Origin of the sequence: Clostridium vincentii (genome assembly GCF_002995745.1) — a bacterium.
GTDB lineage: Bacteria > Bacillota > Clostridia > Clostridiales > Clostridiaceae > Clostridium > Clostridium vincentii.
Map to the genome: position 1 here is coordinate 57,570 of NZ_PVXQ01000007.1, position 13,668 is coordinate 71,237.

The window sequence follows — 13,668 nt, forward strand, 5'->3', positions numbered from 1 at the left end:
TAAAACGATAAAAAATTTCAATATGTGGTTGTTAGAAAGTGCTAGATTTGTTAGAATAGAAGTAGGGTAAAAATATCCCCCAGTGGGACAAAATTTAGCCTACCTCAATTATGTAGTTTATTATAGGCTACAATTATTTAATAATTAAGGAGGAGAAAATCAATATGATGTATTCAAGAGAAATTGAAGAGATGTGCGTAGTTGCGCAAGGCGCTAACCATGGACCTGCACCAATCCCAGAAGAAGGGAAATGGGTTTTATCTAAAGAAGTAAAGGATATTTCTGGTTTAACTCATGGAATAGGCTGGTGTGCACCTCAACAAGGAGCATGTAAATTAACACTTAACGTTAAAGCCGGAATAATACAAGAAGCATTAATTGAAACAATCGGATGTTCAGGAATGACTCATTCAGCTGCAATGGCTTCAGAAATCTTACCAGGTAAGACTATATTAGAAGCATTAAACACAGATTTAGTTTGTGATGCTATAAATACAGCAATGAGAGAATTATTCTTACAAATTGTATACGGAAGAACTCAAACTGCATTCTCAGAAGGTGGACTACCTATCGGAGCTGGACTTGAGGACTTAGGAAAGGGACTTAGATCACAAATCGGTACTATGTACGGAACAGTTGCTAAGGGACCTAGATATTTAGAAATGGCTGAAGGATATGTAACTAAGGTTGCTCTAGATGAAGATAATGAAATTACTGGATATAAATTCGTTCACCTTGGAAAGATGATGGAAATGATAGCTAAGGGACTAGACGCAAATGAAGCTTTAGAGAAATCATCAGGACAATATGGTAGAGTTGACAATGCAGTTAAACTACTTGATCCAAGACACCAATAATTTAAAGGTAAGGAGGAATAAATTATGCCATTATTTGAAAGTTATGAAAGAAGAATAGGACAAATAACTCCAGTACTAGAAAAGTACGGAATGAAAACTATAGAAGATGCTAAGACTGTATGTGAATCAATAGGAATTGATCCATATACAATAGTTAAAGAAACTCAAAATCTTGCATTTGAAAATGCTGGATGGGCTTACACTTTAGGTGCTGCTATAGCTATAAAGAAGGGTTGTACTAAGGCTGCTGAAGCTGCTGAAGCAATCGGAGAAGGCCTACAAGCTTTCTGTATACCAGGTTCTGTTGCAGATGACAGACAAGTAGGATTAGGACACGGAAACTTAGGAGCTATGCTTTTAAGAGAAGAAACTAAGTGTTTCTCATTCTTAGCTGGTCACGAATCTTTCGCAGCTGCTGAAGGTGCTATAAAGATAGCTGAAAAAGCTAACAAAGTAAGAAAAGATCCATTAAGAGTTATTTTAAACGGTCTTGGAAAAGATGCTGCTATGATAATTTCAAGAATCAATGGATTCACATATGTTCAAACTGATTTTAACTATTATACTGGAGAATTAACAATAGTTAGAGAAAAAGCTTATTCAGAGGGTGCAAGAGCTAAGGTTAAATGTTACGGTTCAAACGACGTAAGAGAAGGTGTTGCTATAATGCATCATGAAGGCGTTGACGTATCAATAACTGGTAACTCAACTAACCCTACAAGATTCCAACATCCAGTTGCTGGAACATACAAGAAAGAATGTATAAATCAAGGTAAGAAGTACTTTTCAGTAGCATCAGGTGGTGGTACAGGTAGAACACTTCACCCAGATAACATGGGTTCAGGCCCTGCTTCATACGGTATGACTGATACTATGGGAAGAATGCATTCAGATGCACAATTCGCTGGTTCATCATCAGTTCCTGCTCATGTAGAAATGATGGGATTAATCGGAATGGGTAATAACCCAATGGTTGGAGCTACAGTTGCAGTTGCTGTTGCTGTTGAAGAAGGAATGAATAAATAAGACTAGTTAACAGTTTTGTACCATTATAATAAAGTTCCCCAAACTCATAATAAAGTTCGGGAAAAATAGATGATGGACGGCCCCGTATTTAGCCCTAATCGGCTAAATACGGGGCTTTTATTTTCGCCTATAATATAACATCAGACCATCCCCAAAGTCCTCCACCCCCCTTTAAAAACATGAATAAAGCTCCTTATTTATTCCCTACATCCTTTCTTGTTTTTACCCCATAAATCGTAGATTAAAGGATAGATTTTTTGCTTGAATAGTAGATAGAAGTATAGAAGGAAGAAAGTCAGCCGAAGGCTTGGAAATGATAGTATTATGGGTGATATGATGATTGATTTAAGTGCGTGAAAAGGATTGAAAAAGAGAGAGAAAAAAGGGTTTGATGAGAGATGAAGAGCAATAAAAGATTGAAGAGATGGCAGAAAAAATGCGTGAAAAAGAATAGATTAAATTGCTTTTGCTTATGCAAAAGCAGATATGAATTAGGGAGAAAAAAGGCGAGAAAAGATGGGTGAAAAGTGATTGAGATTTAGTGTTTATTTTTGGGGAACTTTATTATGATTTCAGGTTTTTACCTTGTTTTTAATCTGTGGATAAGTCGGGAAAAAGGGGCGATTTTTGTGGGGAACTTTATTATGATACAGAAATTGGAAATAGGGCGGGAGGGGAGATGGCGGAAGGGATTAGAGGGTGGTGGGGCGGTGGGGATCTTAATTAGGAGGGATCACATACAAATAAACATCCCCATCTAATAAAAAACCTCCCCATCTTTCAATAAGATTTCGGGAAGAATAGATGACGGACAAGCCCTGCGTTAGCTTTTATCGGCTAAATGCAGGGCTTTTATTTTCGCCTGTTTTCAATATCAAACCATCCACCCAACCCATTTATCACCATCTTAAAGCATGAATAAAGTACAGGATTTATCCCCTGCACCAACTCATGCTTTTATTTTTTTCCTTTCGTAAACAGCAGATTAGAGAGTAGATTTAAGGAAAGGTAAAAACGAACCGAAGGCTTGATGGGCAAGGGCTTGAGTGGGGTATGGTGATAGATTAAATGGCTGAAAAGGAAGAGAAAAAGAGAGATGAAAGATTGAAGGGGTGTAAGAATAAATGCAAGAAATTAGACAGACTAAGTTGCTTTTGCTTATGCAAAACGAGAGATAAATTAGGCAGAGAAAAGGTGGGAATAAAGTAGGGATAAGAGGTGGAAAATAGGGTAGAGATTTTGGGGAACTTTATTATGATTTTTGTGGGGAACTTTATTATGATACAGATTTAGGAAAGAGGGCGGGAAGGTAGGTGGGAGAAGGTGTGAGAGGGAGTGGGGGATTTGGCGAGGTTTTTTATTGGGGAACAAAAATTGTTCATTCATAATAAAGGTCCGAACTTTATAAAATAGTTTGAAAAAATTATAATAAAGTTTCGAAAAAATAAGGTTTTGTATATGACTTTTATGGTTGTGTACAGGCCTTTTTTTACGTTAAGATAGAGCTAGAGAAGAAAATTGTGGTGAAACTTTTGGATCGAAGGCGTAAGGGCAGATGCTAAAGAATAGGATTAAGGTTATATATTAATCTGAATTTATGCTATAGTTAACACTTCACCTGTTGGTATCATGGAGGTAATAATTGTTTAATAACATTAAGTTCAAAAAGTTTGGGAAGATAATATTTTTTAATACACTATTTTTATTTTTATCGTCGTGTATGTTTAGGAACTATCTATCTTTATTATTCTTAGGTTCTTTTGCAGTATATAATAGAAGAGTATTATCAGAAGCACGTGAAGAATCTCGGTCTGAGTACTCATGGACTGGAGCATTAATAGTAACTATATTTATTTTATTTATTATAATCAACTCAATTAGGTATCTTTTGTATTACTCTTAATTGATATATTATAAACTTATATAAATAAAGAGGTAATTAAGCTAAAATAATAAATAAAATCTATAACATATGAAGATAAAAAGAACTCTAGCAATGGGGTTCTTTTTTGTTTTCTGTAAAAATTCATTTAAAAGGAAACCTGACTAGTAATTACTCGCTGCGTAAGCTCAAGTTGTAAAATATAAAAGCCTTTATGAAAAACTTGTAGAAATTTAATAGAAAAAAATCATCCAATTTACTGTAATAATATTAAGTAAAGCATATATATAAAGTGAAAAGACAACTACATTATACAAGGAGGGTTATTATTATGAGACAAAGAAAAATTGTGAAAATAAGAATTGATATGTACGAGGATATCAAATTAAAAATAATTGATACAAGGCCTGAAAGGGATCTTATTCAACATATTTGGTCTAGGCTTGTAAATTTAGCTGGTAAGGTTAATTTGGAAGGTGATTTATACATGTCGAAAAATATGCCATATACTATTGAAACCTTAGCAATAGAATTTAATAGAGACATTAGGCAAATTAAGTTAGCCTTAGATACATTTATAGAATTAGAAATGGTTGAACTTAATGAAGTTAATGTTTATAGAGTTAAGAATTTTGCTAAACATCAAAACATTAAGGTACAAGAAAAAATAAAGTTTAAAGATGAAGAGGTAAAAAATAAGGAAATAGTGGTAAAAGAAGATCTGAAAAAAGAGATATATGATAATAAAGATAAAGAACTTGAGAAAAAAATGGATCAGAATGAAGTTAAAGTTGTTAAAACCCAGGCTAAAGATAACTTGGAATTTACTAGTAGTAGCATTAACAAAGTTGATAATATAATTAAGGACAAGACTAACAATAAATTGCAGGAAAATATTCTTTTACGTTTGGAAACCAAGAGAAATAAGACGATTGATAAAAAGAAGAAAAAAGAGAAAATATTTGATTTTGCTGAGGAAGAAAATGTTGAAGATAATAGTATAGATACTTTTCAGGATTATGATGAGAACAAACCTTTGGGTGAAGGTGATGTTCCTTTGTGGTCTTTTAGATAGAACTATCAATAATGTAGCCTTGTGAAAAAATGGCGAAATACGTTACAATATAAAATATGAGATATTTTGTCAGTCATCATATAATAAGTTGTATTAATGGGCTAAAATTTAATGGGGTGTTAAATGTGAAAAAAAGAAAAGTAATTGTTATATTAGTGAGTTTAATGGTTATATGTTCAATAGCTACAATAGTAGCACTGAAATTTCCATATGATAAATTAAAGAGTTATTTAGAAAATACTGTTGATAATTTGATAATAAATAAAGTTAACGTTCCAGATGAAAGCTCAAAGATAGATACAAATGAGAATGGAATAGTTGACCCTATAGATATAGTGAATTCTGCAAGGCGAGAAGTGCAGCAGCAAACTATATATAAAGATGCATACTATTCTTGAGGATATCCACCAGATGGCGAAGGGGTTTGCACTGATGTAATATGGAGAGGTTTCAAAGAGATAGATATATCAATTAAAGATTTGATAGATAAAGATATTAAACAAAATATGGATCAATATAAGGGCGTAAATGGAAAGGCGGATTCTAATATTGATTTTAGAAGAGTTGTAAATCAAGATGTATATTTCAAAAAAATTGTATTCAATTAACTCTAGAACTTAAGGAAGGTGATATTAATAATTTGAAAGAGTGGCAACCTGGAGATATAATAGTTTTTATTGAAGGATATGAGCATATTGGTATCATTTCAGATAAAAGGGATGAGCAAGGTATTCCTTATGTTATTCATAATTCTCACCCCTCTGCATCAGAGAGTAAATTAAGCTGGTTTACGAGTCCAATTCATGGTCATTATAGATGGCAATATTAGGCTGGATTATCAAGCAATCTTAAGTTGTGGATAATAAAAACAAATAATTTTTGCGTATTAAGTCATATTGTAATAAATAGAAGATAATAATGAATAAAAACATTGTATATATGTAATGAATTCTATAAAATAGAATTATATAGAAATTCATACTATTTTAGCAGTATTTCTATACAATAAAGATATTGAATTATTTCAAGGAGGAAATACATCAATGAAAAATGTAAGAATTAGAGCGGTAGAAGTCTATCATCCTGATAATCAGGTGGATAATAACTTTTATCTTAAACACTTTAAAGATCAAGGAAAAGATATTTCAGGTTTATTAAAATCATTCGGAAGAGATAAAAGATATATAATAGACAATGACTATGAAAACACAATTACTATGGGTATTGAAGTGGCTCAAAAAGTATTAAAGAGTGCAGGATTAGAAGGAAAAGATATGGACATGATACTCTTTTCTTCTCAGCTGCCTGAATATACATTTCCAAGTCAATCTTTAATAGTACATAATGCAATTAGCGGAAAAGAAGACTCTATGTGTATGGATACTAATGCAAATTGTGTTGGTATGCTTATAACAGTTGAAACAACTATAAGGGCTATGATGGGAAATCCTAATGTAAAAAGAGCTTTAGTAATAGGTTCGGATTATGCTTCATTGCACTGTAGGAAAAGTGATGAAATGACATATCCTAATTTCGGAGATGGAGCAGCTGCTATTATCCTAGAAAAGGTAGATGAAGGTGGTTTTATAGATAGCACATGTAAAAGTAATGGTGCTGAGTGGCGTTTAGTTAGGTATCCTGCTTGTGGTATGTCTAAAATATATAAAGATAACTTAACAGTTGAAGACAGAAACTTAGCATGGACACCTTTTAATGGTACATTTGCAGTTGATCATGCGGTAGAGTCTATTCATACTCTACTCGATAGAAACAATCTTAAAATAGAAGATATAAAGAGCTATTGTTTTTCTCAATACGCAAAGATATTTACAATACTTGGATCGGAAAAATTAGATCAAGATATAAATAAATTTATTTATATAGGAGATGAGTACGGATATACAGGGACAAGTAGTCCTTTTATAGCACTCTATGAAGGAATTAAAACTGGCAAGATAAAAAGAGGTGACATAGTTTGTCTATGGTCAGTTGGAACTCATTGGTCTATTTGTACTATGCTTATAAGATATTAAAAAAACGTGGGGTTACCCACGTTTTATTTTTATTAAATAACTTCAAAGTTTGGAAGATCAGCTTTTTTTGCAAGTCTTGATAATTGCATTTTTATTACAATGTTTTTGTCACAAGTAAATATCACTTTTTTAAATCCATCCTTCTTATACTGGTCTATACAAGCTGCTAATAAAGCAGTCATATCTGTTCCAGTTTTTAAATCTTTTCCTGTAACCTTTAAATCCTTGCAATCAAATAAAAGTTCATATTCAGTTGCATTAACAGGTTTAAGAATTGTAAGATATTCTTGTACAAAAGCATTAGCATCATTAGGTCCAAAAGAACCAAAAGCCTTAGCGAACAGTATTTTTTTAGCTTTATCTAAAATTAATTCGTATTTTTTTTCAGTAGTCGTTGTCATTTAAAGCACATCCTTTTCATATTATATTTTCTTAATAAAATTTATTGGTAATTATTGCGAAACTATACTAATTATAAGATTGTACAAAATTAATGTCAAGGATAAAAAGCGTTAAAGAGGCAATAATGTCGATAAATATAAAAAAATGTTAAAAGCAATCAATTAAAAACATACATAGTGAGTTAGAAATTGCTACATGGGTATGATAAAATAAAGGCTTAATAGATATTGTACAAGGAAGGAATTGATGTAAATGAAAATTTTAGCATATAGTCATAGATCCGATGAAACAGAATTTTATAAAAAATTTAGTGAAAAATATAATGTTGAAGTTGTGCTATGTGATGAGGAACCAAGCATGGAGACTGCAGAACTTGCAACAGGATTTGATTGTATTAGTATAATTACAACAATGATACCAGCAGAATTAATCGAAAAGTTTCATAAAGTAGGAGTTAAATTTATTTCTACAAGGACTATTGGATATGAACATATAGATTTGAAAAGAGCTAAAGAATTAGGAATGCATATAGGTAATGTAACATATTCAACAAATAGTGTAGCAGATTATACAGTTATGCTAATACTTATGGCAATTAGAAAAGTTAAACTTATTATGGAAAAGAGTAATGTACAGGATTATTCTTTAAGAGGAATACAAGGAAAAGAATTACCTAATTTAACTGTGGGAGTTTTGGGGACCGGAAGAATTGGGCAAACTATTATTAAAAATTTAAGTGGTTTTGGTTGTAGGATATTAGCTAATGATATATATGAAGCTGAAAGCATAAAAGATTATGTTAAATATGTAGATTTAGATACCTTATTGAAAAATAGTGATGTTATTACACTACATATTCCAGCTACAAAGGATAATTTTCATATGATTAATGAGAGTTCTATTAGAAAAATGAAAGATGGAGTTTTTATTATAAACACCGCTCGAGGTTCGCTTATTAATACTAATGATTTGATAAAAGCAATTAAAGATAACAAGATAGGTGGAGTAGCATTAGACGTAATCGAGAATGAAGCAAATCTATATTATAATGATTTAACAACTGAAATATTAGATAATGAAGATCTAGCAATTTTAAAGTCTTTTCCTAATGTAATTGTAACACCGCATACAGCTTTTTATACCAATCAGGCAGTAAGTGATATGGTTGAGAATTCAATAAAGAGTTGTGTTCTTTTTTCAGAAAATAAGAATAATCCATGGGAACTTTAGAAAATAAGAATATATTTATATATAGATTTTAACTATATCAGGTGATAGTATTTTAGAATTACTCTATATCAAATAGTATATGATATACTAACCTCATCAACAAGAAATTACTAAAATATACATAAGAGATGGGGAGAATATAAAAATGAGTAAAACATTTAATAATGCAAAAAATAGAGAAATACCACCTTTTAGATATGACATTGTGGGAAGTTTTCTTCGTCCTAAGAGACTTAAAGATGCAAAAAAGGACTTAGAGGATGATAAGATAACTATAGATGATCTTAAAAAAATTGAAGATGAAGAGATAATTAAATTAGTAAAAAAACAAAAAGATGCTGGATTGAAAGCAGTTACAGACGGTGAGTTTAGAAGGTCGTGGTGGCATTTGGATTTTATGTGGGAACTTGATAATGTTAAAAAGGTAAAAACTCAACAAGGTTATATTTTCAATGGAGTAGAAACAAGAGCAGAAACTGTTCAACTTTCAGGAAAAATAGGCTTTAGTAATCATCCATTTTTAAATCATTATAAATTCTTGAAAAGTATTGCAGGTGAAGATGTACTAGCTCGTCAAACAATTCCATCACCAGCACAATTTCTAGCGGAGCTACAAAGAGGGGATAATCAAATAATTACTGATAAATATTATAAAAACATTGATGAACTTGTAGCTGATATCGCTAATGCTTATAAAAATGCAATTAAAGCATTTTATGATTTGGGATGCCGTAATTTGCAGCTAGATGATTGTACATGGGGAATGTTTTGTGACAAGGCTTATTGGGAAGCACGCCAAAAAGATAATGTGGATGTAAATGAAATCGCAAAGTTATTTGCAAGGGTAAATAATGAAGCTCTTAAAGATCATCCAACTGACATGATAATTACAATGCATGTTTGTCGTGGAAATTATAATTCTACATGGGCTGCATCTGGTGGATATGAACCTATTGCTGAAATTTTATTTGGATCTGTAAATGTAGATGGTTTTTATTTGGAATTTGATACAGAACGTTCAGGTGATTTTTCACCATTAAGATTTATAGGAAAGAAGCAGGTTGTACTTGGGTTAATTTCTTCTAAAACTGGTGAGTTAGAGAATAAAGAAGATATTATAAAGCGTATTGAAGAAGCCACTAAGTATGTAGATATTAATCAATTATCACTAAGTCCACAATGTGGGTTTGCATCTACTGAAGAAGGAAATATTTTAACTGAGGATCAGCAATGGAATAAAATAGCATTAGTAAAAGAAATTGCTGATTCAATATGGAAATAGTATAAATTATAAAAGCAAGTAGGCCCTCTGTAAATAACTTAGTATAGCTATAGTATCTGCTTGATAGGGTAAAAAACTAATGATATAATTACCATATAGTTAACTAAAATTAAATTATACCAGGGGGGAGAAAGATGGAAGATATACTAGAATTTTTAAGCTCGAATCCAGTATTCTATTTTGCTACAGTAGATGGTGATGAACCAAAGATACGTCCTTTTGGGTTTCATATGGAGTATGAGGGAAAATTATATTTTGGAATTGATAGTCAGAAGGAAACTTATAAACAATTAAAGGTAAATTCTAAATTTGAAGTTTGTACAGCAAGTAGAGATGGAAATTGGATAAGAATTAAAGCTGAGGCTATATTCGATGAAAGAGCACAAGTATTAGAAAAGGCTTTTGAAAACACTCCTAGCTTAAAAGAAATTTATACAAAGAAAAATGGACCAAGGTTTATACTGTTTTATGCAAGTAAAGGCAGTGCACTTATAGAAGATATGAGTGGAAATAAAGAAGTTTATTCTATTAGTGAATAGAGATTAAGGAAATAACCCTATCAAAATAAAGTATTAAATTACTTATATTTGATAGGGTTATTTCTTTGTAAATGTAAAATTATTATCATTAGTAACAAACACAAGGTTTTATAATATATAAATATAGGATATAATGATATATTGAGGTGATAAAATTGCATTTAGAATTAGAGAAAATAATAGATGATTTCAATGACATATGTGAACCAATAAAAGCAGTAAGAGGAAAAAGACTTATAGGGCATCTTACTCATTTGTTAGAAAGAAAACACTACGATAACATGGTCATTGAGGGAAGAGTGAAATCGGAGAATAATAATGCTACTTATTCAACCTCTATAGAGATTAATACAGATAGTGAAGAAATAATTTCAACTGACTGTAATTGCTTTGATTATATAGAAAACAGTCATGATAAGCATATATATATTTGTGAGCATATAGCAACTGTATTTTTTAAGTTTAGTGAAGTGAATGGTAAAAAAACAGGTGAAAGTGAGACTGGTGAGGCAGTAATAGAACTACTCGACCAATTAAATTCACAAAAAACAAGAGCTGATTTATCAGTTACATTAACATTAGATAAATTAGTTGATATTGATTGTGTTAAGGCAGAATTTAGAATTGGTACAAAAAGGATGTATGTATTAAAGAATTTAAAAGAGTTTGTTAATGCCAAAAATAATTATATGGAAATAGAGTATGGAAAAGAGTTCACATATAATCCCTATGAGCAAGAATTTAGTGATGAGGACTATAAAATAATAGATTATATAAACAATTTCATTCAAATGGATTTGTTTGTAAATAAATTTCCTTATGGATCAGCTCTTGTTAATGGAAAGTTTTTAAATATTATAGGTGGTAATTTAGTAGGATTTTTGGAATTATGTATTCATAAAGATATTGAATTTAATGAAAAGAAAGTAAAAATACTAAAAGAAGATATGCCCCTTAAATTTTCTGTAAGCAATGAGGAAGAAGAAAAATATTCGATAAGTTTTGAAGGGGAGATACCAGAGACTTTAAATTCAAAGTTTGATGTATTTTTATATAATGGCAATATATATTTACCATCTAGAAAACAGTGCCAAAATTTAAAAGTTTTCTATAATCAATTGACACATAAGAAAATAATAAAATTCAAAAGTAAAAGTAACATGGAGATATTTAATAAGGTGATACCTGCCTTAGAAAAAATATCAGAGGATGTAGTCCTTGATGATGCAATTAAAAATGTAGTAAAAAACGAATTGCAATGTGAGTTCTATTTAGATAGCAGAGGAAATCAAATTTCATTAGAAGTTAAGCTTAAATATGGAGATGAGATATTAGATTTCTTTGAAAACAATACTGAAAAAATTGTTATAAGAAAAACTGTTAAGGAAGACGAGATACTACAAGCTATAAATAGATTAAATTTCTTAAATAGAAACAAAAAATTCATTTTTAATGGAGATGATGAGGGGATATATAATTTCTTAATAGAAGGGTATAAAGAACTTGAAGAATTAGGTGAAGTATATTACTCAGATAGATTTAAGGCAAGAAGAGTGTATAAAACCCCTACTATTAATGCTGGAGTAAAAAATAGAGAAGATGGATATTTAGATTTTAGCTTTGAGATAGAAGATATTCCTTCAAAGGAATATAATAAAATATTAGCTGCATTTAAGGATAATAGAAAGTTCTATAAATTAAAGGATAATAGTTTTATTAATCTTGAGAATAAAGATACTCAAGAATTCTTTGATATGATTGAGAAAATAGTCAATAATGAAAAAGATATTAGTGATATAAAATTGCATAAGAGTAAGGCTATTATGCTAGAAAACTATGTTAATAGTAAAGATATGACATTTTTTAAGGGCACCGAAATTATTAAAGATATAACTAATAAGCTTGAGGAAATTAAGGAGTGCAATTATGAATTGCCAAAGGAATTAGAAGCCACTTTAAGAGAATATCAAATAACAGGATTTAATTGGCTTAAAAATTTAAGTCATTTAGGCTTTGGTGGTGTATTAGCTGATGAAATGGGCCTTGGTAAAACTGTTCAAACAATAGCATTTTTACTATCAGAAAAGAATAAGAAGTCTTTAATAGTTACACCAACTTCTGTAATATATAACTGGAAAAACGAATTTGAAAGATTTGCCCCAACTGTTAAGGTTAAAATTGTTCATGGAAATAAAAAGGAAAGAGTAGAAATATTAGATAGAGTAAATGAATATGATGTTATTTTAACTACCTATGGAACATTAAGAAATGATGAGGACTACTATGAAAAATTGAACTTTGATTATTGCATTATAGATGAAGGACAAAACATTAAAAATCCTTTAGCACAAAGTAGTAGAAGTGTTAAAAACATAAATTCAAAGATTAAATTTGCTCTAACAGGTACACCTATAGAAAATAATCTTTTAGAACTTTGGAGTATATTTGATTTCGTAATGCCAGGATATCTATATAATGGAGCTATATTTAAGAAAAAATTTATAGGAGCAGAGGCTTCAATAGAAGAACTTCAAAGATATATAAAGCCATTTTTGATTAGAAGATTAAAAAAGGATGTAATAAAGGAATTACCAGATAAAATTGAGAAAAAGTACTATGTTGAACTTCCTAAAGAACAGAAGAAGATATATAGTGTTTTTGTTAAGGATATAAAGGAAAAAATAGGAGATATAAATTTCAAAGGGGATAAGATAACCATGTTTTCTTACCTAACAAAGCTTAGGCAACTATGTTTAGAGCCGAAGCTTATAGTTAAGGACTATAAAGGAAGAAATGGTAAATTAGAAGCTGCTTTGGAGATTGTCACAAACAATATAAATAATGGACATAAGATAATTTTATTTTCTCAATTTACTTCAGTTTTAGCTAGTATATCTAAAAGTTTAGATGAAAATCATATAGAGTATATGTACTTAGATGGAAGTACAAGAGCCTCTAGAAGATTAGAGTTAGTAGATGAATTTAACAACAGTGAAAAAAATATGGTTTTTCTAATTTCATTGAAGGCAGGGGGAACTGGGCTTAATTTAACCTCAGCTGATATAGTAATTCATTTTGATCCATGGTGGAATCCATCAATAGAGGAACAAGCAACAGATAGAGCCCATAGAATAGGGCAAAAAAAGGTAGTTCAAGTATTTAAATTGGTTGCACAAGGGACTATCGAGGAGAGAATAATAAGTTTGCAAGATGAGAAGAAGGAACTTATTGATAAAGTTATGAGTGCTGGTTATGCAGGGGGAAATGTGTTAACATCTCTTTCTACTGAGCAGATTAAGGAACTTTTTGTATAATCTGAAGATTGACTTAGCTTAAAATTAA

General features: G+C 30.7%; 11 protein-coding genes and 1 pseudogene. 11 read left to right on the plus strand and 1 reads right to left on the minus strand.

The window, feature by feature from the left end; translation table 11 throughout:
* The first annotated feature begins 164 nt into the window (after nt 1-164).
* The 7 genes and pseudogenes from CLVI_RS04795 (at nt 165) to CLVI_RS04820 (ending at nt 6,873) form a co-directional block, all read left to right on the plus strand.
* Nucleotides 165-857, plus strand: coding sequence for an iron-sulfur cluster assembly scaffold protein (locus CLVI_RS04795; protein WP_106058988.1), 693 nt, complete (start codon nt 165-167; stop codon nt 855-857).
* 24 nt (nt 858-881) lie between these two features.
* Nucleotides 882-1,883: a GGGtGRT protein gene (locus CLVI_RS04800; RefSeq protein ID WP_106058989.1), complete on the plus strand. Its 1,002-nt coding sequence runs from the start codon at nt 882-884 to the stop codon at nt 1,881-1,883.
* Nucleotides 1,884-2,951: 1,068 nt separating this feature from the next.
* Nucleotides 2,952-3,092 (plus strand): hypothetical protein, encoded by a 141-nt coding sequence (locus CLVI_RS17370; protein WP_170065590.1) that lies wholly within the window; start codon nt 2,952-2,954, stop codon nt 3,090-3,092.
* Between the two features lie 1,004 nt (nt 3,093-4,096).
* A complete protein-coding gene (locus CLVI_RS04810; RefSeq protein ID WP_106058991.1) occupies nt 4,097-4,840 on the plus strand; it encodes a phage replisome organizer N-terminal domain-containing protein in 744 nt (247 codons plus the stop codon).
* 125 nt (nt 4,841-4,965) lie between these two features.
* A complete protein-coding gene (locus CLVI_RS17800; RefSeq protein WP_242980560.1) occupies nt 4,966-5,238 on the plus strand; it encodes a hypothetical protein in 273 nt (90 codons plus the stop codon).
* Nucleotides 5,239-5,298: 60 nt separating this feature from the next.
* Nucleotides 5,299-5,669, plus strand: a pseudogene (locus CLVI_RS17805) (DUF1287 domain-containing protein).
* 214 nt (nt 5,670-5,883) lie between these two features.
* Complete coding sequence (locus CLVI_RS04820) at nt 5,884-6,873, plus strand: 3-oxoacyl-[acyl-carrier-protein] synthase III C-terminal domain-containing protein (protein WP_106058992.1); 990 nt, start codon at nt 5,884-5,886, stop codon at nt 6,871-6,873.
* Nucleotides 6,874-6,905: 32 nt separating this feature from the next.
* Here CLVI_RS04820 and CLVI_RS04825 read toward each other — a convergent pair whose 3' ends face one another.
* Nucleotides 6,906-7,274 carry a hypothetical protein gene (locus CLVI_RS04825; protein WP_106058993.1) on the minus strand — a complete coding sequence of 123 codons (369 nt, stop codon included), beginning with the start codon at nt 7,272-7,274 and terminating at the stop codon, nt 6,906-6,908.
* A 253-nt stretch (nt 7,275-7,527) separates the two neighbouring features.
* Between CLVI_RS04825 and CLVI_RS04830 the strand changes: the two genes are divergently transcribed.
* The 4 genes from CLVI_RS04830 (at nt 7,528) to CLVI_RS04845 (ending at nt 13,640) form a co-directional block, all read left to right on the plus strand.
* The gene (locus CLVI_RS04830; RefSeq protein WP_106058994.1) at nt 7,528-8,505 is read left to right on the plus strand and encodes a D-isomer specific 2-hydroxyacid dehydrogenase family protein; all 978 of its coding nucleotides are present in this window, start codon (nt 7,528-7,530) and stop codon (nt 8,503-8,505) included.
* Between the two features lie 145 nt (nt 8,506-8,650).
* Nucleotides 8,651-9,787 (plus strand): 5-methyltetrahydropteroyltriglutamate--homocysteine S-methyltransferase, encoded by a 1,137-nt coding sequence (locus CLVI_RS04835; protein WP_106058995.1) that lies wholly within the window; start codon nt 8,651-8,653, stop codon nt 9,785-9,787.
* 134 nt (nt 9,788-9,921) lie between these two features.
* Nucleotides 9,922-10,326: a pyridoxamine 5'-phosphate oxidase family protein gene (locus CLVI_RS04840; RefSeq protein WP_106058996.1), complete on the plus strand. Its 405-nt coding sequence runs from the start codon at nt 9,922-9,924 to the stop codon at nt 10,324-10,326.
* 146 nt (nt 10,327-10,472) lie between these two features.
* Nucleotides 10,473-13,640 carry a DEAD/DEAH box helicase gene (locus CLVI_RS04845; RefSeq protein ID WP_423237130.1) on the plus strand — a complete coding sequence of 1,056 codons (3,168 nt, stop codon included), beginning with the start codon at nt 10,473-10,475 and terminating at the stop codon, nt 13,638-13,640.
* The last annotated feature ends 28 nt before the right edge of the window (nt 13,641-13,668 follow it).